Consider the following 20,923-nt stretch of genomic DNA (forward strand, 5'->3'; position numbering starts at 1 on the left):
TCTCCTGCAAGGGATGCGAAAAGAAGGCAAAACATCGTTGTGCCTGGTTAACGCATCGGCAGGGGAAGGGGTCGCTCGACCTGAACAGGTCGTAGGAAAAGTCTGAAAATAACTGATAGATGTCACATGCGCTGTAGGAGGGACTGGACCGTCTTGTCTGCGAAGGCCCAGCAGCGCGGTGTCTGGCCGACCTGGTTGTCTGGTCTTCGCAGACAAGTCTGCTCCTACAGATATGTGTTGTTTTACACCCTGAACTTGCCCACCAACATTTGTAGATGGTTGCCCAGTCGCGCCAGTTCGACACTGGATGCTGCGGTTTCTTCACTGGCTGCGGAGGTTTGCTCGGAGACGTCGCGTACGTTCAATACGCTGCGGTTGATCTCTTCGGCGGTAGCGCTTTGTTGTTCGGCTGCGGCGGCGATTTGCTGGTTCATGCCCTGGATCGCTGACACGGTGCGAGCAATATTCTCCAGCGAGCTGCCGGCTCGGCGCGTCAGTTCGACACTGCTGACGGTCAGGCTGCGGCTGTTGTCCATGATGGTCGCCACGTGCTGGGTGCCTTTTTGCAGGCCGGCGATCAGCGCCTCGATCTCTTCGGTGGATTTTTGCGTGCGCTGGGCAAGGCTGCGCACTTCATCGGCCACCACGGCGAAACCACGACCGGCTTCCCCTGCTCGCGCGGCTTCAATGGCGGCGTTGAGCGCCAGGAGGTTGGTCTGTTGCGCAACCGATTTGATCACGTCGAGCACACTGCCAATCTTGTCGCTTTCACGCTTGAGTTCAGTCATCGCGTCGGTGGAGTTGCCGACTTCACTGGCCAGACGTTCGATTTGGGTGATGGCCTCCTTGACCACCCGGTCGCCTTCACGCGCCTGTTGATCAGCGGCAACGGCGGCTTCAGACGCTTCTTCGGCATTGCGCGCGACCTCCTGAACAGTGGCCGTCATTTCGTGCATGGCCGTGGCCACCTGATCGGTTTCGACCTTCTGGCTGTTAACCCCGGCACTGGTTTGTTCGGTCACAGCGGACAACTCTTCAGCGGCGCTGGCTATTTGCGTCACACTGTCGCTGATGCCCCCAATCAAGGCACGCAAGTTGACGGTCATGCGCTGAATACTGTTCTGCAACTGGCCTATCTCGTCCTTGCGCTCGACGTGTAAATCCTGGCTCAAATCACCTGAAGCGACACGTTCCACGACGTGGAGCGTGTGCAGCAGCGGGGTGACGATCTGGCGGGTGATAGCCCAAGCCGCAATGACACCGAACAGCAGTGCCAGGGCCGTTGCGATGCCGAGCATGGAGCGAGCTTGAGCGCTATCAGCATCGCGCTTGAGGTTTTGTGAAGCAGACAGTTGGCTGCTGAGTGTCAGCAGGCTATCACCCAGCCCCGACATTTTTGCCAGCGCTTGCTGGTTCAGCAGTTGGGCATCACGGTATTGGCCCACGGCACCGCGATAGGCCTTGAGGGCATCGCTGGCGTCTTTGAGTTTGCCCAGATACTCGGACGGTATCGAGCCCGGCAGCGTGTTAAGTCCGGTCAGCGCGGCGTCGATAGCGGTGTTGGCGTTTTGCTCGAACTCAGGCTTGCCACTGTAGGTGTAGCTGCGCACCTCAAAGCGTGCCTGCTGGATCAGCTTGCTCAGTTCCACAACACCGTTGAACGCCAGAATGCTATCGCCCTTGAGCAACGATTCTTCGATGCCGGAGACATGCTCCACGGCACGGTCGGCGGTAGCGCCCAGATTCACGCGACTCGCTTCCCGGGTTTGAATGGCTTGGGTCATGTCGGCGAAAGCGCGACGGTAGCTTGCGCTGGCCTGGCTCTGCTGATCAAGCATGTCCTGATCAGCCTTGTTCTGAATCTTGGTTGTTGCAGTGCGCAGATTTTGCTCGACCTTATCGAGAACGCCAGTTACCGCGGCTGCGGACTCGGCGCTAGGTTGTGCTTCGTAATGTTGTCGGGCGACACGCAGGTCCCTGTTCAAGTCATTGAGTTGGGTGATCGACGCCAGCTTGTCACCCCGATCAATCAGCGAGGTCATGCTCAGCCAGCCCGTAAGGGTGATAACGATTGTGAGCAACAGCACCAGACCGAAGCCGATACCCAGTTTCAGGCTGACACTTATATTTCCGAGGCTTCGGACTAACCAACTGTACATGACGGCTCCCTGAGGTGAACTTGTTATAGCGTCCTCCTGCATCGGCTGCAGGGATCGGAACTGAAGCGCGTTGGTCGATAAAGTCGGACTAATTGCGTAGGAGATTTCGACCATTGCTCCATGCTGCGTCGTAAATCGAGTCTTGAAGATCGATGTGGGAATCTTCTTTAGAACAGGCGGGCGAGCAGGGCCGTGACAGCGGTTTCGACCCGCAGGATGCGTTCGCCGAGCTGGACCGGCTGGAGGCCAGCCTTGCTCAACAAGTCGATTTCGTAGGGGATCCAGCCGCCTTCCGGGCCGATGGCCAATGTGATGGACTGATCGGTGCCGCGCGGGCAGGCAGGGTAGTCACCCGGATGACCGACCAGACCCAGGCTGCCTTCAACCAGCTGAGGCAGACGGTCTTCGACGAACGGCTTGAAGCGTTTTTCGATCAGAATCTCTGGCAGTACGCAATCGCGTGCCTGTTCCAGACCCAATACAAGCTGTTCACGGATGGCTTCGGGCTCCAGAAACGGTGTTTGCCAGAAGCTTTTTTCCACCCGATAGCTGTTGAGTAGAATCACTCTGGGCACGCCCATGGTTGCGATTGTCTGAAACACCCGGCGCAGCATCTTCGGCCTGGGTAAGGCCAGCAGCAGGGTCAGGGGCAGTTTGGCCGGTGGCGCGCGATCAAGGCTGATCTGCAATTCGGCTTCATGGCTTTCCAGGCGCAGCAATTCGCCAGTACCTAGCAAACCACCGATGCGGCCTACACGCAGGCTGTCGCCAACGACTGCGCGATGCACCTCTTGCATGTGCTTCAGGCGGCGGTCGCGCAGGATGACTCTGTCAGCTGCGATAAAGTCAGCTTTTTCGAGCAGCAGCAGGTTCACGGCTGGGTCGCAGGCGGCTGGTCGTGTTTGTCAGAGTCCTCATCCGTCTGGTCATCCGGGTGATCGCCACGCTTGACGATCAATCCGCTGCACAACACGCCGATCTCGAACAGCAGCCACATTGGCACCGCAAGCAACGTCTGCGAAAAGATGTCCGGCGGTGTCAGAATCATGCCGACCACGAAGCAGCCAATGACCACGTACGGGCGCATTTTTTTCAAGTATTTGACATCGACGATGCCGATCCATACCAGCAACACCACCGCTACCGGGATCTCGAAAGCGACACCGAAGGCGAAGAACAAGGTCATGACAAAGTCCAGGTAACTGGCGATGTCAGTCATCATCGAAACGCCTTCCGGGGTCACGCTGGCGAAGAAGTGGAAAATCAGCGGGAACACCAAAAAGTACGCGAAGGCCATGCCTGAATAGAACAGGATAATGCTCGAAACCAGCAGCGGCACGGCGACGCGCTTTTCATGCTTGTACAGACCGGGTGCAATAAAGCCCCATATCTGGTGCAGGATCACCGGCATCGCCAGAAACAGCGAGCACATCATGGTCAGCTTGAACGGTGTCAGGAACGGCGAGGCCACGTCGGTGGCGATCATCGTCGCGCCTTCGGGCAAATACACCCGCAGAGGTGCGGAAACCAGGGTGTAGATCTTTTGGGTGAAGTAAAACAACCCGGCAAAGATCAGGAAAATTGCCACAACGCAACGCAACAGGCGTGTGCGCAGCTCGGTGAGGTGCGAGATCAGCGGCATTTGCTGATCGTTTTCCGGGATATCAGCGCTCATGGGGCTCGCGGTGGCAAAGAAGAATCGTTGACGGGCGGTGCGCTTGGCACCGGGCTGACGTGTGCGACCGGGGCAGCCTCGGCTGGAGCTGCTGGAGCTGCTGGAGCAACGGGGACCGGGACAACGGCAACCGGTTCAGTCGCGACGACGGGCGTTTCCGGCTGCGATGCCGGTGTCGGCGGCGCGATGGTCTGTGCCTCGACTGGCGGGCTGACCGTCGCGACGGGCTCGACCGGTGCCTGTTGCGGCGCGAAAATCTTTTTGGCTTCCTGCTCTAACGACAGAATGTGCTCGTTGTGCAGCTGCCGACGAATTTCATCGGCACCGATTTCGCGCTCGACTTCCTGTTTGATCGCATTGAAGCTGCGCTTCAGCCGCCCGACCCAAAGGCCAGCAGTACGTGCAGCACCCGGCAGGCGCTCGGGGCCAAGCACCAGCAGGGCAACGAGGCCGACGAGCAGCAGTTCAGAGAAGCTGATACCAAACATTCAACACGACCTAGTCTTTGCGGATTGGCTCTTCGACTTTATGTGCTTGCGCGTCGATGGTCTGTGGCTCATGCAGGGTCGAACCCTGAGGCGCCTGCTGCGGTTGCATCGGCGGCTGCTGTTCAGCAGGTTTCTCTTCATCGTTCATGGCTTTGCGGAAGCCTTTGATTGATTCGCCAACATCCGTACCCAAGCCTTTGAGTTTCTTGGTGCCGAACACCAATACGACGACAACCAAAATGATGAGCCAGTGTTTCCAGTCAAAAATACCCATGAAACTTTCCTCCTCGAGGTGCGTGTTTAGTCGGCAGAGCGTGCGGCTTTTTCAGCGTGCCCGGACAGCCCGAAGCGCCGATCCAGTTCATCGAGTACAGCTTGCGGATGCTGACCCAAAGCTGCAAGCATCACCATGCTGTGAAACCACAGGTCCGCGGTCTCATAGATGACATCACTGCAATCACCGCTGATGGCGGCATCCTTGGCAGCGATGATGGTTTCGACCGATTCTTCACCGACCTTTTCCAGAATCTTGTTCAAACCCTTGTGGTACAGGCTGGCGACATAAGAACTGTCGGCAGCGGCGCCCTTGCGTGCTTCAAGCACTTCGGCCAGACGGGCCAGGGTGTCAGTCATGTGTGTGTCCTGCCTGATAGATAGCGTGCGGGTCTTTGAGCACCGGGTCGACAACCTTCCAGCCGGCATCGTCGTACACCCGGTAGAAGCAGCTTTCACGACCCGTGTGGCAGGCAATCCCGCCGATCTGTTCGACCTTCAGGATAATCACGTCGGCATCGCAGTCCAGGCGCAATTCGTGAAGCTTCTGCACATGCCCGGATTCTTCACCTTTGCGCCAGAGTTTGCCACGGGAACGCGACCAATAAATGGCCCGGTTCTCGGTCGCGGTCAAGCTCAGCGCTTCGCGATTCATCCAGGCCATCATCAGCACGCGTCCGGTTTCATGGTCCTGGGCAATCGCAGGCACCAAACCATCGCTGTTCCAGTGAATCTCGTCCAGCCAGTCTTTCATCGTCGACTCCGCAAGCCGGGCCTTGAGGCCTCGGCGATTGAATAGTGTGCCAGCGACCTGCGCTGCTGGCTATCGGCGCACGACCAGATACAGACCTGCCACCAACATGACCCAGGCTGGCCATGCTGCCAGCGCGACCAGGGCCGTGCCGCTGGCAGCCAGGGTCGAGCCCAGTACCGCGCCGCCTGCCAGTAAACCTGCGCCAGTCAGACGCAACGCCCAGCCGTCGCCACGCTCACGCCACGCGGGCTGCGGTGCGGAGGCGTGGGGCTTGGACATGCGCTCCAGCAGGTCGCGGGTCATGTTGGCCAGGTGGGGTATCTGTTCAACCTGCGTGTGCAGGTTGTGCAGCAGGGTTTTCGGGCTGACGCGCTCGCGCATCCAGCGCTCCAAAAACGGTTGAGCGGTGCTCCACAGGTCAAGTTCCGGGTACAGTTGGCGCCCCAGACCCTCAATGTTGAGCAGGGTTTTTTGTAACAGCACCAATTGTGGCTGGACTTCCATGTTGAAGCGGCGTGCGGTCTGGAACAGACGCATCAGCACCTGGCCGAACGAAATGTCTTTAAGCGGCTTCTCGAAAATCGGTTCGCAAACAGTGCGGATCGCGGCTTCGAATTCGTTGAGCTTGGTATGCGCCGGCACCCAGCCCGAGTCGATGTGCAACTGGGCCACGCGACGATAGTCACGCTTGAAGAACGCAAACAGGTTGCGCGCCAGATAGTCCTGGTCTTCGGGCGTCAGGCTGCCGACGATGCCGCAGTCGATGGCGATGTACTGCGGGCTCCAAGGCTGCACGGTGCTGACGAAAATGTTGCCGGGATGCATGTCGGCATGAAAGAAGCTGTCACGAAATACTTGGGTGAAGAAAATCTCCACGCCGCGCTCGGCGAGCATTTTCATGTCGGTGCGCTGATCGGCCAGGGTCGCGAGGTCCGTGACCTGAATGCCGTAGATGCGCTCCATCACCAGTACTTTGGGGCGGCACCAGTCCCAATAGACTTGAGGCACGTAGAGCAGCGGCGAGCCTTCGAAGTTGCGTCGCAGCTGGCTGGAGTTGGCGGCCTCGCGCAACAAATCGAGTTCGTCGTAGATGGTCTTTTCGTAATCGCTGACCACCTCTACCGGATGCAGCAGACGTGCATCGGCCGAGAGCCGTTCGGCCACGCGGGCCAGTATGAACAACCACGCCAGATCCTGGCTGATGATCGGTTTGAGGCCGGGGCGCACGACTTTGACCACCACCTCTTCGCCGGTTTTCAACTGCGCGGCATGCACCTGCGCGACCGAGGCAGAGGCCAGCGGTGCGACATCGAAGCGGCTGAACACGGCACTGATTTTTGCGCCGAGCTGCTCTTCGATCAGGCCGATGGCCTGCTGCGAATCGAACGGCGGTACGCGGTCCTGCAAGTGCATCAACTCGTCGGCGATGTCCTCGGGGAGCAGATCGCGGCGGGTGGAGAGCAGCTGGCCGAATTTTATGAAAATCGGCCCGAGGTCCTGCAGCGCCATGCGCAAGCGTGCGCCACGGCTCAGCTCCAGGGGTTTACGCGGGAACCAGCGCCACGGCATGGCATAACGCAGGGCGAGCATCCACCAGGGCAGCGGCAGGGCAAACAACAAGTCATCGAGACGGTAGCGGATCACGACGCGTTGGATGCGAAACAGACGGCGGACGGCAAGCAGCTTCATGCGTTATCGCTGGATTTGAGGGAGAGGGCAAGGCGCTCGAAGCGCGCCTCGAGACGTTCAAGGTCGAGCCTGGTCTGGTCCAGCTCGGCGAAGCGGGCTTCGGCTTCACGTTGGCCGACCAGGGTGCGCGATTCCTCACTGAGGTAGTCGGCGAGGTTGTGCGTGAGGTTGGTCAGGCTGTCGCGGGTCCAGCGGGCGCTGCTGCGCAGTTGGCCCCCGAGCAAAGGACTGGCGACCGGACCGAGCCAGCGCGAGAGTTCGTACTCCCAGTCCAGCTCAAGGTCTTGCAGCACGCCGACCAGTTCCAGCAATACGGCGCTGTCGCCTTCAAGCTCGACTTCAGGGCCATGCAGTACGGCGGTTTTGTCCTGGCTCAGGGCTAGACGCAGCAAACTCGAGGCTGGCGCACGCAGGGTACAGTCGGCCTCAGCGGCCCAGTGTGCCGCCAACAGCAAGCCTTCATCGCTGGGCAAAATGAACAGCTGAAAGGCCGGGTTACGGCAATCGACTGCAATCATCTTGCCTGCCAGGCGTTCGAGGCGTGGCAGGGCGGTGCTGTCCATGCGCAGCACACGGTTGATGCCGAGCTCGACGCTGGCGAGCAAGCCGCTGAGTAACATCAGGGCTTGATGCCGCGATGCAGGGCAACGATGCCTGCGGTCATGTTGTGATAGGTCACACGGTCGAAACCGGCTTCTACCATCATCGACTTGAGGGTTTCCTGATTCGGGTGCATGCGGATCGACTCCGCCAGATAGCGGTAGCTTTCCGAGTCATTGGTAATCAGTTTGCCCATCAGCGGCATGAACGCGAATGAGTAAGCGTCGTAGGCCTTGGACATCAGCGCGTTGGTCGGTTTGGAAAACTCCAGGACCAACAAGCGCCCGCCGGGCTTGAGGACACGCAGCATCGAGCGCAGGGCGTCTTCTTTATGCGTCACGTTGCGCAGGCCGAAGGCGATGGTCACGCAGTCGAAATGGTTGTCCGGGAACGGCAGCTTTTCCGCGTCGGCCTGGACGAACTTGACGTTGCCAGCCACACCCAGGTCCAGCAGACGGTCGCGGCCGACTTTCAACATCGAGGCGTTGATGTCCGCCAGTACGACTTCGCCGGTCGGACCGACCAGATGCGAAAACTTTCTTGCCAGATCGCCAGTGCCGCCAGCGATGTCCAGCACGCGATTGCCCGTGCGTACGCCAGACAACTCGATAGCAAAGCGCTTCCACAACCGGTGCATGCCACCGGACAGCAGGTCGTTCATCAAGTCGTACTTGGCCGCAACGGAGTGGAAAACCTCAGCGACTTTCTCGGCTTTCTGGCTTTCCGGTACGTTTTTGTAGCCGAAGTGAGTGGTGGGTTCGGCATCGCTGCCTTTGCGCGGATCGTTCATATCGCTGTCACCGGAATAAAGTGGGGCCATTCTAATCGTCGGGGCAGCCTTTGTCTTGACAAGGCTCATGGTTGACATCTCCTCTTGGTCTCGCTGCTCATGGTGGCGCGATATAGAATGTGGCTCGAAACCGACCAAGGAGTCCTTGCATGGCCCAAATAACTGTTGAACGTGAACACGCCCTTGGCCGCGAAGCTGCGCGGGAAAAGGCCGAGCATCTGGTGCTCAAGCTGGCGGATAAATATGCGCTGAAACCGACATGGTCAGGCGATGTAGTGGAGCTCGAGGGCAAGGGCGCCAAGGGGAAAATCGAGGTCGAAGACACATTGATCAGGGTCAGCATCGAGCTGAACTTTTTCCTCTCGGCAATGAGCGGCGCGATCAAATCCGAGGTGGAGAGGGTCCTGGACAAAGAACTGCTGGCTTGAATTCCTGAATCCCCTCGCGGCTGTGTGATGTTTATCGATTAAACGCGTTACCGCTCCACAGCCCGCCCCCCCCCGCAAAATAGCCACCAACCTAGGGTGAGCATTCTAATTTTTCTGATTATTTTGTGCTCATGCCCATCAACCCGTGGGCAGTTCCTCCAACCTTTTTGAGCGTGAGGTGCACCATGGCCAAAGTAGCCCTGAAGAAGAAAGTTGATGCCGAGCAAGCCACGGCCCTTTCCGAAGTAAAACTGTATGCCCGCAAAATCTGGCTGGCTGGCTTGGGTGCCTACTCCAAGGCCGGTCAAGAAGGCGCCGAGTATGTAAAAGACTTGATCAAGACCGGCGAAGAAGTTGAAAAAAAGGGTAAGAAAATCGTCGACAAGCAGCTCGATGCGGCCAACAGCGAGATCGACACGATCAAAGACGACGTGGCAGGCGTCAAGGGCAAGTTCGAAGTGCAACTTCATAAAGTCGAGAAGGCTTTTGACCGCCGTGTTGGCCGCGCCTTGAATCGGTTTGGCATTGCGTCTAAACATGATGTTGAGACACTCTCTGCTAAGCTCGATGGGCTGACGGCATTGCTTGAACGTGTCGCGCATAAACAATAAGGAGATCGGGATGGCTGGCAAAAAGAAGATTGAAAAAGAAGGCAGCTCCTGGATTGGCGAGGTTGAAAAATACTCCCGTCAAATCTGGCTGGCTGGTTTAGGCGCTTACTCAAAAATCAGCAATGACGGCAGTAAGCTTTTCGAAACCCTGGTCAAAGACGGCGAGAAGGCCGAAAAGCAGACCAAGAGCGGCGTCGACAAGCAAGTCGATGCAGCGAAGGCAACAGCGCAATCGGCAAAATCCCGAGTGGGCGACGTCAAGGACCTTGCGCTGGGTAAGTGGAGCGAGCTCGAAGGTGCTTTCGACAAACGCCTGAACAGCGCCATCTCGCGCCTCGGTGTCCCAAGCCGCAACGAAGTCAAGGCACTGCACAGCAAGGTCGATCTCCTGACTAGGCAAATCGAGAAACTGACCGGCGCGTCGGTGACGCCTGTGTCCTCCAAAGCCGCTGCAAAACCTGCGGCTAAACCCGTAGCCAAGGCAACGGCCAAGGCAGTGGCCAAACCCGCGGCTAAAGCGCCGGCCAAAACGGCAGCCGCCAAGCCAGCCGCGAAACCGGTTGCCAAGCCTGTTGCCGCGAAATCGGTAGCTAAACCAGCCGCCACCAAGCCCGCAGCAGCGAAAGCACCCGCAGTGAAAAAAGCAGCAGCACCCAAGCCCGCTGCGGCCAAACCTGCAGTAGCAGCAACGCCAACTGCCGTTGCTGCTTCAGCGGCAACCCCTGCGCCAGCAACGACCGCTGCGTCGACGCCCGCCAGCCAGTCCTGATTTTTACGGACTGCCAAAAGCCCGGCCGCAAGGTCGGGCTTTTTCGTTTGTGCGTTACCTGTTAGAGAGACATAAGTGCAGCACGTGACGAGTCGTTGCGTGATGGAGTGGTCGGTTTCAACTACTCCTCCAGATAATGCATCGCCAGCTTCTCCACCCCCTGCCGCGAGTCGGGGATCAGGTGGGGCGCGACCAGCATCATGATCTGGTAGACAACGACGCGTACTTCGCCTTCTTTGCCGAGGATGCGTTGGTAGTCCAGGGAGAACAGCAGGGTCATGCTGATCTGTTCCACCAGTTGCCCCAGCGCTTGTGTGTCGCTGACCAGTTGCCTCTGTGCTTTCAGCTGTGCCAGTAACGATGCCAGGGTGCGTTTTAGTGCGTTGAGCAGGTTGCGGATACCGCGTGCCAGTTTTGGCAGACGGCCCGCGAGGTTGGACAGGTCCTGGAACAGGAAGCGGTAATACGACAGGCGCTCGACGATCAGGTGCAGAAACACCCAGTAGTCTTCCGGCGCGAGCTGTGCGTTGGCCGGGGGATTGAGTAGCGGCGACAGTTCTGTCTGGAAACGCTCGAACAAGCCCATGACCAGCGGCTCTTTGCCGTGAAAGTGGTAGTAGAGATTGCCGGGGCTGATCCCCAGTTCGTTAGCGATTTCCAGTGTCGAGACGTTAGGTTCGCCCTGTTGGTTGAACAAGTGCAAGGCGCATTCAAGGATACGGTCGCGTGTTTTCATCCGGTCTTCTTGTGTGGGTTAATCAGGAATGCACGCAGTGTGTGTTCGCGGCGCCACAGAGGATTTGCATCTCAGCGCACACGCACATAGGTTCCAGGCGCGGCCTCCATCGGTGGGTAGTTCTGGTTGCCGAGGGCCATGAGGGTTTCTCGTTGTGCGCCGGAGCGCTGCTGAATCCAGTTCAACCAGTTCGGCCACCAGCTGCCTTCGACGGTTTCTCCATCGTAGTACCAGGCCCGGGGGTCGCTGCTGAGTTTGCCGTTTTCGATGTAGCTCGATTTGGGGTTGCCTGGCGGGTTGAGGATGCTTTGTACGTGACCGCTGTTGGCCAGCAAGAAGCGCCGGTCGCCGCCGAGCAGCAAGGTCGAGCGATAGACCGCGTCCCACGGTGTGATGTGGTCATTGATCCCTGCCACGCTGAAGCTGTCGACGGTGACTTTCTGCAGGTCAACGGGCGTGCCGCATACCTCCAGACCGCCGGGGTGGCTGAGTGGGTTGTATTTGAAAAAGTCCAGCAAGTCGCCATGCAGGGCGGCCGGCAGGCGTGTGCTGTCGTTGTTCCAGTAGAGGATGTCGAAGGGCGGCGGCGCCTTGCCCAGCAGGTAGTTATTGACCCAGTAATTCCAGATCAAATCGTTGGGGCGCATCCAGGCGAAGATTTTGGCCATGTCGCGGCCATCAAGCACACCTTGCTGGTAAGAGCGGCGCTTAGCGGCTTCCAGGGTCTCTTCATCGACGAACAAGGTTGCTGCGCTGTCGATCTGGCTGTCCAGCAGGCTGACCAGGTAGGTTGCGCTGGAGACCCGGCGCATTTGTCGCTTGGCCTGGAGATGGCCTTGCAGTGCGGCCATGGTCAGGCCGCCGGCGCAGGCACCCAACAGGTTCACTTCGCGGCTGCCAGTAATGGCGCGGCATACGTTCATCGCTTCTTCGACGGCTTCGACGTAGCTGGACAACCCCCATTCGCGATGACGCACATCCGGGTTGCGCCAGCTGATCATGAACACTTGCAGGCCGTTTTTCAGTGCGTACTGGACGAAGCTGTTGGCCGGGCTGAGGTCGAAAATGTAGTACTTGTTAATTTGCGGCGGAACGATCAGCAGAGGCCGAGCGTACTGCTTTTCGCTCATCGGCTTGTACTGCATCAGCTCCAGCAGCTCGTTGCGAAACACGACTGCACCGGGGGTGGTGGCGACGGTCTTGCCGACCTCGAATGCATCTTTGGTGATCTGGCTGGGCAGGCCATTGTTGTGCATCAGGTCATCGACCAGGTGGCTGATGCCCTTGAATACGCTGCTGCCGCCGGAGTTGAACAGCTCCTTGACCGCCAGCGGGTTGAGCAGGGTGTTGGAGGGTGACAGGGCATCGCTGAGCAAGGACAGGATGAAGTGCGCACGGGCGCGATCATCCTCGGACATCTCGCTATCATCGATCCAGCTCTTGAGCTGATGCTGCCAGCTCAGATAGGCCTGCAGCCCGCGTCGATAGAGGGGGTTTTGCAGCCACGTCGGGTCCGCGAAGCGGCTGTCACGAGGGTTGGGCGTGTGCAGGTTGTCACCCAGTATGACGCGACCCAACTGACCACCCAGGGCCAGCACATGACGTGCGCTGTGGACCGGGTGACGCAGGCTTTGGACGGCCACGCTACGCAGCGTGGAAAACACATCTCGCCCGCGCAAACCACTGATGACGCTTTGCGCATTGATGAATGTGGCCGGGGTGGGCACAGATTCCTTCGCTGGCTTGTCTCGCATGGGGCAACACTCCTTCGTCAGGCCATGACTAAAGCCCTTTACCTATCGATGAATCGGGGTCGGGTGCGGATGCATGACCGCGCGCTGCCGCTCCTCCAGTAGGAATTTCATGATGATGGGCGCCACCGCTTCGGCACGGGTGATCAAAAATAAATGACCGTCATCGATTATGTGTAGCTGGGCATTGGGTATCCGCCAAGCCAGCATGCGCATATTTATCAAAGGAATGAGCGGATCGTCGTCGCCCGCGAGGATCAATGTAGGCTGACGAATCTTGTGCAGCCAATGGATGCTGGTCCAGCCCATCCCGGCAAACAGCTGCCAGTAATAACCCAGCTTGCCCGACGATCGGACCTTGGCGGCGTGATTGGCGGCCAGGTGAGGGTCCCGACGAAAGGCGCCACCGTAGATTTCCGGCGCGATGCGTATCACATGGGACGGCTGAATATATCGCCGTGGGCTGGCCATCAACCACAGCACACGAGGCTTGCCCGGCACCATGACTGCGCCGGCGGCTGTCGCGGCGAGCACCAGTTTTTTGCAGCGTTCTGGATAGTCGTAGGCGAACTGTTGCGCCAACGCGCCGCCCCACGACACCCCGATCACATTGACCTGGCCGTAATTCAGGTAGTCGAGCATCCTCGCGGTCAGCTTGGCCAGCCCGGGAAAGCGAAAGGGGCGACTGGGCGTGGAAGAGCCGCCGACACCCGGCACATCGAAGGCGATCACTTCCATGTCCGGGTCAAGCGCGTCGACGAACGGAAATACCAGCTCCAGGTTGGCGCCGATGCCATTGAAAATCAGCAACGGTGTCATATCACCCTTGCCTGGGCGGACGGCCGTGCGGATGGTGTGACCATCCAGGTCGATGGTACGAAAAACAAACGGTTTCGACATGCGCGGGCCCTATGGGTTAAACCGCTGGCTAAGCCGTCCTGCGCTTTTCCAGACGGGTCGAGGTGATCCTCGTATTACTGCTCGTCACGTGACCGCGCGTCGGAGGCTGATGGCACTTCCAGATATCCATCAGCACCCTGTTTTGTTGTTTAGCGTTCGTGTACGTAAGTGCCCGGTGCAGCTTCGCCAGCCGGGTGTGCTTTGTTGCCGAGCACGCTCGGCGCCTTTTTCAATTTACCTGAGCGCTCTGCTTGCCAGCTTTGCCAGTAAAGCCACCAGGAATCGGTGTGCTTGGTCGAGTTCTCTTGCCACTCTTTGGCATCGACCGGCAGCTCGGGGTTGGTCATGTAGCGTGACTTGGGGTTGCCCGGCGGGTTGAGAATGCTTTGAATATGGCCGCTGCTGGACAGTACGAATTCAGTCTTTCCGCCGAATAGACGGGCCGATTTGTAGCACGAGCCCCATGGCGTGATGTGGTCGTTGGTGCCTGCCAGGCTAAACACATCGCTGGTCACCTTTTTCAGGTCGATCGGTGTGCCACACACTTCAAGGGCGTTGGCGCGGATCAGCGGGTTGGTCTTGAACATCTCGATCAGGTCGCCATGGAACGCGGCGGGCAGGCGGGTGGTGTCGTTGTTCCAGAACAGGATGTCGAAGACTGGCGGTTCGTTGCCCAACAGGTAATTGTTGACCCAGTAATTCCAGATCAGGTCATTGGGGCGCATCCAGGCGAAAATCTTGGCCATGTCACGGCCTTCCAGTACGCCCGCTTGATAGGAGTGGCGCTTGGCCGATTCCAGGGTCTTTTCGTCGACAAACAGCGCGACCTCGCTGTCGAGGGTGGTATCCAGCACGCTGACCAACAAGGTCAGGGCATGGACCTTCTGCTCGCCCAGCGCGGCGTAGTGACCCAGCAGCGCGGTGCAGGTGATGCCGCCGGAGCAAGCGCCCAGCATGTTGATGTCTTTGCTGCCGGTGATAGCGCGGACCACGTCAACCGCTTCTTTGAGCGCGTCGATGTAGGTCGACAGGCCCCACTCCCGCTGTGCCTTGGTCGGGTTGCGCCAACTGACGATAAACGTCTGCACGCCACCGCGCAGGCAGAAGCGTGCCAGGCTTTTATCCGGGTTCAGGTCGAACACATAGAACTTGTTGATCTGCGGTGGAACGACCAATAACGGCCGCTCAAGCACCTGTTCGGTCATCGGTTTGTACTGGATCAGTTCAAGCACGTCATTGCGAAAGACCACCGAGCCTTCGGTGGTGCCGAGGCTCTTGCCGACTTCGAAGGCGTCCATATTGACCTGGCTCGGCATGCCGCCGTTATGCACCAAGTCCTTGGCCAAGTGTGACAACCCGTCGAGAAGGCTTTTGCCACCGGTTTCGAAAAACCGTTTGACCGCAGCCGGGTTGGCGGCGCTGTTGGTTGGCGACATGGCTTCGGTCATCAGATTGATTACAAAGTGACCACGATTAATGTTTTGTTCTGACAGATTGCTGTCACTGATCCAGTCGTGCAACTCCTTGCGCCAGGCCAGGTAGGTTTGTAGATAACGGCGATACAGCGGGTTCTGGCTCCAGGCAGGGTCAGCGAATCGACGGTCGTCGCTGGCAGGTTGCAAACTGGATTTCCCTAGCAAAACATTCTTCAGTTCGACACCGAAATGAGCGACATGCTTGACGCTGTGGAAAGGTTGCCTGAGGGCTTGGGTTAGAACCATCCGAGCAGTGGTCAGCAAATCTTTACTCCGCAAGCCGACCACGGGGTTTAGCCCCAGAGTGTTTTCCGAGGCTTGGCGCTGCAAGTCATCGTTGTTCTTGATACTCATCTACGACGCTCCATTGTCCTGAGACGAGTACCGGACATCGCTGTGGATCAGTGACACAGGCGCCTGCCGGTACTACTGCTCGGGTGACCGATGATGGCTAAACCACATGCTCCCGGCAGGTGTTTGCGCAAAGATGAGTCCTGTCTTTTTCGCGGCAGCCGGATCTCATCTGTTGCGTCATCGCACGCGCCAGCTCTGCACGGATTGAATGCAGGGAACTTGCCAGATCTATTGGTTACCCGAGATTTCAAAAAATCGCAAGCAGGGCCAGTCGTTGGCCTCTGCGAGGAATATTGAAGCAAACAGAATTAGAAACGTCGCCCTAAAAGGTCAGACGGTTGGGCTAGAGCATCAGCTTGATGATTTGCTCGGAGGGGTCGCGGGATTTACCAGCTGTTTTCAGCTCGGCAAGATAATCGGTCCACAGCTGTTCCTGGCGTTGCGCCAATTGGTACAGGTAGTCCCAGGTGAACAATCCGCTGTCATGACCGTCGTCGAAGGTCAATTTTAGTGCGTACTGCCCGGCCGGTTCGATTTTGCTCAAGCCCACGCCGAGCTTGCCAAATTGCAGGATCGGTTTGCCATGACCCTGAACCTCGGCCGATGGTGAGTGCACCCGCAAGAACTCGGCGCTCAAGTGGTATTCCTCGTCGGGCGCGTATTTCAGCGTCAGGGTTTTCGAAGCTTTGTGCAGATTGATTGCGCTGGGGAGCTTGGTATTGGCCATGAGGTTCAGGGCCGCGAGCGGCCCTGCCGGTTCCAGTTAAGTGCGTGTTAAAGGATATACCGCGAGAGGTCTTCGTCCTTGGCCAGTTCGCCCAAGTGACTGTTGACGTAGTCGGCATTGATCAGGATGGTTTCTGCATCTTGCGCGCTGGCCAGGTCGGCAGCACTAAAGGACACCTCTTCGAGCAGGCGCTCAAGCAACGTGTGCAAACGACGCGCGCCGATGTTTTCGGTCTTCTCGTTGACCTGCCAGGCAATCTCGGCGATGCGCTTGATGCCGTCGGGCAAGAACTCGATGTTCAGGCCTTCGGTCTTGAGCAGTTCGCGGTATTGCTCGGTCAGCGACGCATGCGGCTCGCTGAGGATGCGCTCGAAATCCTGCGGTGTCAGGGCCTTGAGTTCAACGCGGATAGGCAGACGGCCTTGCAGCTCAGGCACCAGATCGCTCGGCTTGCTCAGGTGGAACGCCCCGGAAGCAATGAACAGGATGTGGTCGGTCTTGACCATGCCCAGCTTGGTGTTCACGGTGCAGCCTTCGATCAGCGGCAGCAGGTCACGTTGCACGCCTTCGCGGGACACGTCGACGCCACCGGAATTGCCGCGTCTGGCGACCTTGTCGATTTCATCGATAAACACGATGCCGTGCTGCTCAACCGCTTCCAGCGCCTTGGCTTTCAGTTCTTCTTCATTGACCAGGCGCCCGGCTTCTTCGTCGCGGACCAGCTTCAGTGCGTCCTTGACCTTGAGCTTGCGGCTTTTCTTTTTGCCCTTGCCCATGTTGGCGAACAGGTTTTGCAGCTGGCTGGTCATCTCTTCCATGCCTGGCGGCGCGGAAATATCGACACCGACGGACTCGGAGACTTCGATCTCGATGTCCTTGTCATCCAGCTGGCCTTCACGCAGGCGCTTGCGGAACAGCTGACGGGTATTGGAATCGGTGCTCGGTGCGGCATCTTCGTTGAAGCCAGCGCGTGCGGGCGGCAGCAGGGCGTCGAGGATGCGTTCTTCGGCAGCGTCTTCGGCGCGATGGCGGACCTTGGTCATTTCCTGTTCGCGCAGGAGCTTGATCGCGGCGTCGGCCAGATCGCGAATGATCGATTCGACATCGCGGCCGACATAGCCGACTTCGGTGAATTTGGTCGCTTCGACCTTGATGAACGGCGCGTTGGCCAGTTTGGCCAGGCGACGGGCGATTTCGGTTTTACCGACACCGGTCGGGCCGATCATCAGAATGTTTTTTGGCGTGACTTCGACGCGCAGTTCTTCAGGCAACTGCATCCGGCGCCAGCGGTTACGCAAAGCGATGGCGACGGCGCGTTTGGCATCGTCCTGGCCAATGATGTGGCGATTGAGTTCGTGGACGATTTCACGGGGAGTCATAGACATGGTAGTGGCGGTCCTCTAGCTGAAAAAAGCGCGCATGGCTGTTTATGCAAACGGCATGGGAAACGGCTTATTCGGCGAGGTCCTGCTCCTCAATGGTGATGTTGTGGTTGGTGAACACGCAGATATCGGCAGCGATGCCCAGTGCGGTTTCGGCAATTTCGCGGGCTGAGAGTTCGGTTTTCATCAGCAGGGCGCGCGCGGCAGCTTGAGCGTAGGGGCCACCGGAGCCCATGGCAATCAGACCGTCTTCAGGTTCAACGACATCGCCGTTACCCGTGATGATCAGCGATGCATCTTTGTTGGCGACCGCCAGCATGGCTTCCAGGCGGCTCAGGGAACGGTCGGTGCGCCATTCTTTAGCCAGTTCAACGGCCGCGCGGACCAGATGGCCCTGGTGTTTTTCAAGTTGGCCTTCGAAACGTTCGAAAAGGGTGAAGGCGTCGGCGGTGGCTCCGGCGAAACCGGCAATGACTTCGCCGTGGTACAGGCGGCGAACTTTTTTCGCGTTGCCTTTCATGACGGTATTGCCGAGAGAAACCTGGCCGTCGCCAGCCATGACGACTTTGCCGTTACGGCGCACTGAAACGATGGTGGTCAAAGGAGCGTCTCCACGCAGCGGGGCGAAAATGCCCTAATGGAAACTCATATGGGGGTGGTGGCTGACATTTCAACCATGGGGTATGTCATGGGGTGAATGGAAATATCTGGATACGGGCTGTCTGGGCAGATCGCTTTTGCGCAGGAACTCGCCCCCACGGAGCGCGGATGATCCACTGGGGGAGTGAATCTATTCGTCAAAGCGGCGTATCCGACACGCCGCTTTGACCTGGACTACAGGTGGATCACTTACCCTGACGCTGTTGTAACAGCAGATTGCTGAAGCCGCTGCCCGCCAGTTGTTTCTGCGCGATGGTCAGTTGCTCACGATTGCTGTAAGGACCGACGAGCACCCGATACCAGATTTCGTCCTTCACGGTGCCGGATTCAACCTGCACTGTTTGCCCCAGCAGAATGATCTGCGCCCGGACCTTGTCCGCGTCGGCTTGCTTGCGGAACGAACCGGCCTGCAAGAAGAACTTCGTCACCGCAGCCGGTTTGGCCACCGGTGGCGCTGGCGGGGGCGTCAGGCCGCTGAGTGCAGCTTGGGCGCGGGCGGTGTCAATCTTCGCCGCTTGCGCAGGCGTGACCGGTGCAACCGGAGCTACGACCGCGGGCAGTGTTTTTTCGGGCACGGCTTCGTTCGGCACGATGACTTCGGACTCCGGCAGCAAGGTATAGAAGTCGTACTTCGGCTTCGCCGGTGCCTGCGGGCTGGGTGCCGTCTTGTTCGCCTCGGCGATTTTCGCGGCCTTGGCGTCTTCTTTAACCCGCTTGACGTCAGTACCGCCTGGTTCGAGTTTCATCAAAAACACGATGAAAGCACCCACCGACAGGCCAATCGCCAGCCACAACCATCCTGGAATCGGCTTCTTCGCGGGTGCCTGATAACGGCTGGCGCCGCGCTTGGGAGCAGGTTTTTTTTTCGCAGCCAACTTACATACGCTCCAGAGTTTCCAGACCCAAGAGTTCCAGGCCTTGCTTGAGGGTGCGGCCAGTCAGTGCGGTGAGACGCAGACGGCTTTGCTGTTGTTCCGGGTTCTCGGCACCGAGGATCGGGCAGTTCTCGTAGAAACTGGAGAACAGACCGGCGAGCTCATAGATGTAGGCACACAGTACATGCGGCGTGCCTTTTTCCGCGACGTTGTTCAACGTTTCGCCAAACTGCGCCAGGCGGGCCGCCAGCTCCTGCTCTTGAGGCGCCTCAAGCACGATATGCCCCTGGTTGATGTCGAACGGCTTGCCCAACTTGCGGAACACACCGGCGACGCGGGTGTAAGCGTAGAGCAGGTACGGCGCGGTGTTGCCTTCGAAGCTGAGCATCTGATCGAAGTTGAAGCTGTAGTCGCTGGTGCGATGCTTGGACAGGTCGGCGTATTTCACCGCGCTGATCCCTACTGCATTGGCGATGCTGCGCAATTCGGCTTCAGCGACTTCCGGGTTCTTTTCTTTCACCAGGGTGTAGGCGCGCTCCTGGGCTTCGTCGAGCAGGTCTACCAGCTTGACGGTGCCACCGTCACGGGTCTTGAACGGACGGCCATCGGCGCCGTTCATGGTGCCGAAGCCCATGTGTTCCATGTGCATGCCATTGGTCACGAAACCGGCGCGGCGGGCGACTTCGAACACCTGTTGGAAGTGCAGGGCCTGACGTTGATCGACGAAGTACAGCGCGCGGTCGGCCTTCAACACATTACTGCGGTAGCGGATCGCGGCCAGGTCGGTGGTGGCGTACAGATAACCGCCGCCCGCCTTTTGCACGATCACCGGCAGAGGCGTGTCTTCAGCGGTCCTGAACTCTTCGAGGAACACGCACTGGGCGCCGTTGCTCTCGACCAGCAGGCCTGCAGCCTTGAGGTCGCTGACCACGTTGGCCAGGTCATCGTTGTAGGCGCTTTCGCCCCTGACGTCAGCCGGGGTCAGGTTGACGTTCAAACGGTCGTAAATTGTTTGGCAGTGGGACAGCGATATGTTTTTGAAGCGTTCCCACAACGTCAGGCATTCCGGGTCACCGGCTTGCAGTTTGACCACCAGGCCTCGGGCGCGCTCGGCGAACTCTTCGGATTCGTCGAAGCGATGCTTGGCCGCACGGTAGAAGTTTTCCAGGTCCGACAACTCATCGCTGGTCGTCGGTTTTTCCTGCAGGTACGCCAGGAGCATGCCGAATTGAGTGCCCCAGTCTCCCACGTGGTTCTGACGAATCACAGTGTCGCCCAGGAACGCCAGCACATTGGCCACGCCATCGCCGATAACAGTCGAGCGCAGGTGGCCGACGTGCATCTCTTTGGCCAGGTTGGGCGCGGACAAGTCGACCACCACGCGTTGTACGGGACCGACCTTGCGGACTGACAGTTGTGGGTCGATCAGCGCGGCATCGAGACGTGCTGCCAGAGCCTGGGTGTTCTGGAAGAAGTTGAGAAAGCCGGGACCGGCGATTTCGACCTTGCTGACCTGTGCGTCGGCGGGCATCGCGGCAACCAGTTTTTCCGCCAGATCACGGGGTTTCAAACCGGCAGGCTTGGCCAGCATCATCGCGATGTTGCTGGCGAAGTCACCGTGGGTTTTGTCCCGCACGTTTTCCACCTGGATCGCCGGTGTCAGCCCTTCCGGCAGGACGCCTTCGTTGACGAGTTGGGTCAGGGCTTGTTGGATCAGCTGGCGAATGGTGTCTTTCATGGTCTTCTCTTTCGACCGCAAGCGCGGCGGCGCCTGGATGCGCTGGTGGAAAAACTGGGCATTATCCGTTGCGAGGGCAGGCTTGCCAA

At 58.7% G+C, this 20,923-nt stretch carries 22 protein-coding genes; 3 read left to right on the plus strand and 19 right to left on the minus strand.

Annotated elements, in window-relative coordinates; all coding sequences use genetic code 11:
- Positions 1-242 precede the first annotated feature (242 nt).
- The 10 genes from QN399_RS18585 to ubiE form a co-directional block, all read right to left on the minus strand.
- Complete coding sequence (locus QN399_RS18585) at positions 243-2,159, minus strand: methyl-accepting chemotaxis protein (RefSeq protein ID WP_330201390.1); 1,917 nt, start codon at positions 2,157-2,159, stop codon at positions 243-245.
- Between the two features lie 167 nt (positions 2,160-2,326).
- Positions 2,327-3,034 (minus strand): 16S rRNA (uracil(1498)-N(3))-methyltransferase, encoded by a 708-nt coding sequence (locus QN399_RS18590; RefSeq protein ID WP_330201391.1) that lies wholly within the window; start codon positions 3,032-3,034, stop codon positions 2,327-2,329.
- Positions 3,031-3,834 (minus strand): twin-arginine translocase subunit TatC, encoded by an 804-nt coding sequence (gene tatC / locus QN399_RS18595; RefSeq protein ID WP_322177433.1) that lies wholly within the window; start codon positions 3,832-3,834, stop codon positions 3,031-3,033. Before tatC ends, QN399_RS18590 begins: the two co-directional genes overlap by 4 nt.
- On the minus strand, positions 3,831-4,322 hold the full coding sequence (tatB, locus tag QN399_RS18600; protein WP_322277897.1) for a Sec-independent protein translocase protein TatB: 492 nt from the start codon (positions 4,320-4,322) through the stop codon (positions 3,831-3,833). Before tatB ends, tatC begins: the two co-directional genes overlap by 4 nt.
- A gap of 10 nt (positions 4,323-4,332) precedes the next feature.
- Positions 4,333-4,596 (minus strand): twin-arginine translocase TatA/TatE family subunit, encoded by a 264-nt coding sequence (locus QN399_RS18605; RefSeq protein WP_219063590.1) that lies wholly within the window; start codon positions 4,594-4,596, stop codon positions 4,333-4,335.
- Between the two features lie 26 nt (positions 4,597-4,622).
- Positions 4,623-4,955, minus strand: a complete 333-nt coding sequence (locus QN399_RS18610; RefSeq protein WP_219063589.1) for a phosphoribosyl-ATP diphosphatase — start codon at positions 4,953-4,955, stop codon at positions 4,623-4,625.
- Positions 4,948-5,349, minus strand: a complete 402-nt coding sequence (hisI, locus tag QN399_RS18615; protein WP_322177435.1) for a phosphoribosyl-AMP cyclohydrolase — start codon at positions 5,347-5,349, stop codon at positions 4,948-4,950. Before hisI ends, QN399_RS18610 begins: the two co-directional genes overlap by 8 nt.
- 69 nt (positions 5,350-5,418) lie before the next feature.
- A complete protein-coding gene (gene ubiB, locus QN399_RS18620) occupies positions 5,419-7,038 on the minus strand; it encodes a ubiquinone biosynthesis regulatory protein kinase UbiB (RefSeq protein ID WP_322177436.1) in 1,620 nt (539 codons plus the stop codon).
- A complete protein-coding gene (locus QN399_RS18625) occupies positions 7,035-7,658 on the minus strand; it encodes an SCP2 sterol-binding domain-containing protein (RefSeq protein ID WP_322177437.1) in 624 nt (207 codons plus the stop codon). Before QN399_RS18625 ends, ubiB begins: the two co-directional genes overlap by 4 nt.
- A complete protein-coding gene (ubiE, locus tag QN399_RS18630) occupies positions 7,658-8,428 on the minus strand; it encodes a bifunctional demethylmenaquinone methyltransferase/2-methoxy-6-polyprenyl-1,4-benzoquinol methylase UbiE (RefSeq protein ID WP_219063685.1) in 771 nt (256 codons plus the stop codon). The genes QN399_RS18625 and ubiE overlap by 1 nt, the downstream gene beginning before the upstream one ends.
- A gap of 149 nt (positions 8,429-8,577) precedes the next feature.
- Here ubiE and QN399_RS18635 point away from each other — a divergent pair, with 149 nt between their 5' ends.
- The 3 genes from QN399_RS18635 (at position 8,578) to QN399_RS18645 (ending at position 10,236) form a co-directional block, all read left to right on the plus strand.
- Positions 8,578-8,856 (plus strand): polyhydroxyalkanoic acid system family protein, encoded by a 279-nt coding sequence (locus QN399_RS18635; protein ID WP_322177438.1) that lies wholly within the window; start codon positions 8,578-8,580, stop codon positions 8,854-8,856.
- A gap of 185 nt (positions 8,857-9,041) precedes the next feature.
- Entirely contained in the window at positions 9,042-9,467 is a 426-nt protein-coding gene (locus tag QN399_RS18640; RefSeq protein WP_322177439.1) for a phasin family protein, read from the plus strand.
- A 10-nt stretch (positions 9,468-9,477) separates the two neighbouring features.
- A complete protein-coding gene (locus QN399_RS18645) occupies positions 9,478-10,236 on the plus strand; it encodes a phasin family protein (protein WP_322177440.1) in 759 nt (252 codons plus the stop codon).
- Between the two features lie 121 nt (positions 10,237-10,357).
- On the opposite strand, the gene QN399_RS18650 is transcribed toward QN399_RS18645, so the two are convergent.
- The 9 genes from QN399_RS18650 to argS form a co-directional block, all read right to left on the minus strand.
- Positions 10,358-10,972, minus strand: a complete 615-nt coding sequence (locus QN399_RS18650) for a TetR/AcrR family transcriptional regulator (protein ID WP_322177441.1) — start codon at positions 10,970-10,972, stop codon at positions 10,358-10,360.
- Positions 10,973-11,043: 71 nt separating this feature from the next.
- Positions 11,044-12,726 carry a class II poly(R)-hydroxyalkanoic acid synthase gene (phaC, locus tag QN399_RS18655; protein ID WP_322177442.1) on the minus strand — a complete coding sequence of 561 codons (1,683 nt, stop codon included), beginning with the start codon at positions 12,724-12,726 and terminating at the stop codon, positions 11,044-11,046.
- A 42-nt stretch (positions 12,727-12,768) separates the two neighbouring features.
- On the minus strand, positions 12,769-13,623 hold the full coding sequence (gene phaZ / locus QN399_RS18660) for a poly(3-hydroxyalkanoate) depolymerase (protein WP_219063580.1): 855 nt from the start codon (positions 13,621-13,623) through the stop codon (positions 12,769-12,771).
- Positions 13,624-13,772: 149 nt separating this feature from the next.
- Positions 13,773-15,452: a class II poly(R)-hydroxyalkanoic acid synthase gene (gene phaC / locus QN399_RS18665; RefSeq protein ID WP_322177443.1), complete on the minus strand. Its 1,680-nt coding sequence runs from the start codon at positions 15,450-15,452 to the stop codon at positions 13,773-13,775.
- Positions 15,453-15,795: 343 nt separating this feature from the next.
- A complete protein-coding gene (locus tag QN399_RS18670) occupies positions 15,796-16,179 on the minus strand; it encodes a DUF971 domain-containing protein (protein WP_322177444.1) in 384 nt (127 codons plus the stop codon).
- A 47-nt stretch (positions 16,180-16,226) separates the two neighbouring features.
- Positions 16,227-17,564 carry an ATP-dependent protease ATPase subunit HslU gene (gene hslU / locus QN399_RS18675; protein WP_322177445.1) on the minus strand — a complete coding sequence of 446 codons (1,338 nt, stop codon included), beginning with the start codon at positions 17,562-17,564 and terminating at the stop codon, positions 16,227-16,229.
- Between the two features lie 67 nt (positions 17,565-17,631).
- The gene (hslV, locus tag QN399_RS18680) at positions 17,632-18,162 is read right to left on the minus strand and encodes an ATP-dependent protease subunit HslV (RefSeq protein ID WP_219063576.1); all 531 of its coding nucleotides are present in this window, start codon (positions 18,160-18,162) and stop codon (positions 17,632-17,634) included.
- Positions 18,163-18,406: 244 nt separating this feature from the next.
- Positions 18,407-19,096: an SPOR domain-containing protein gene (locus QN399_RS18685; protein WP_322177446.1), complete on the minus strand. Its 690-nt coding sequence runs from the start codon at positions 19,094-19,096 to the stop codon at positions 18,407-18,409.
- Position 19,097: 1 nt separating this feature from the next.
- Positions 19,098-20,834, minus strand: a complete 1,737-nt coding sequence (argS, locus tag QN399_RS18690; protein ID WP_330201392.1) for an arginine--tRNA ligase — start codon at positions 20,832-20,834, stop codon at positions 19,098-19,100.
- Positions 20,835-20,923 lie beyond the last annotated feature (89 nt).

Source organism: Pseudomonas sp. 10C3 (assembly GCF_036346185.1).
Classification (GTDB): Bacteria; Pseudomonadota; Gammaproteobacteria; order Pseudomonadales; family Pseudomonadaceae; genus Aquipseudomonas.

Bases quoted from the DNA above. Each gene is read 5' to 3' on its own strand.
- phaC (WP_322177442.1), bottom strand. From the start codon at position 12,726: ATGCGAGACAAGCCAGCGAAGGAATCTGTGCCCACCCCGGCCACATTC.
- QN399_RS18650 (WP_322177441.1), bottom strand. From the start codon at position 10,972: ATGAAAACACGCGACCGTATCCTTGAATGCGCCTTGCACTTGTTCAAC.
- ubiB (WP_322177436.1), bottom strand. From the start codon at position 7,038: ATGAAGCTGCTTGCCGTCCGCCGTCTGTTTCGCATCCAACGCGTCGTG.
- hisI (WP_322177435.1), bottom strand. From the start codon at position 5,349: ATGAAAGACTGGCTGGACGAGATTCACTGGAACAGCGATGGTTTGGTG.
- QN399_RS18640 (WP_322177439.1), top strand. From the start codon at position 9,042: ATGGCCAAAGTAGCCCTGAAGAAGAAAGTTGATGCCGAGCAAGCCACG.
- phaZ (WP_219063580.1), bottom strand. From the start codon at position 13,623: ATGTCGAAACCGTTTGTTTTTCGTACCATCGACCTGGATGGTCACACC.
- QN399_RS18625 (WP_322177437.1), bottom strand. From the start codon at position 7,658: ATGTTACTCAGCGGCTTGCTCGCCAGCGTCGAGCTCGGCATCAACCGT.
- QN399_RS18610 (WP_219063589.1), bottom strand. From the start codon at position 4,955: ATGACTGACACCCTGGCCCGTCTGGCCGAAGTGCTTGAAGCACGCAAG.
- ubiE (WP_219063685.1), bottom strand. From the start codon at position 8,428: ATGAACGATCCGCGCAAAGGCAGCGATGCCGAACCCACCACTCACTTC.
- argS (WP_330201392.1), bottom strand. From the start codon at position 20,834: ATGAAAGACACCATTCGCCAGCTGATCCAACAAGCCCTGACCCAACTC.
- QN399_RS18635 (WP_322177438.1), top strand. From the start codon at position 8,578: ATGGCCCAAATAACTGTTGAACGTGAACACGCCCTTGGCCGCGAAGCT.
- phaC (WP_322177443.1), bottom strand. From the start codon at position 15,452: ATGAGTATCAAGAACAACGATGACTTGCAGCGCCAAGCCTCGGAAAAC.
- QN399_RS18645 (WP_322177440.1), top strand. From the start codon at position 9,478: ATGGCTGGCAAAAAGAAGATTGAAAAAGAAGGCAGCTCCTGGATTGGC.
- tatC (WP_322177433.1), bottom strand. From the start codon at position 3,834: ATGAGCGCTGATATCCCGGAAAACGATCAGCAAATGCCGCTGATCTCG.
- QN399_RS18670 (WP_322177444.1), bottom strand. From the start codon at position 16,179: ATGGCCAATACCAAGCTCCCCAGCGCAATCAATCTGCACAAAGCTTCG.
- QN399_RS18605 (WP_219063590.1), bottom strand. From the start codon at position 4,596: ATGGGTATTTTTGACTGGAAACACTGGCTCATCATTTTGGTTGTCGTC.
- QN399_RS18585 (WP_330201390.1), bottom strand. From the start codon at position 2,159: ATGTACAGTTGGTTAGTCCGAAGCCTCGGAAATATAAGTGTCAGCCTG.
- hslU (WP_322177445.1), bottom strand. From the start codon at position 17,564: ATGTCTATGACTCCCCGTGAAATCGTCCACGAACTCAATCGCCACATC.
- tatB (WP_322277897.1), bottom strand. From the start codon at position 4,322: ATGTTTGGTATCAGCTTCTCTGAACTGCTGCTCGTCGGCCTCGTTGCC.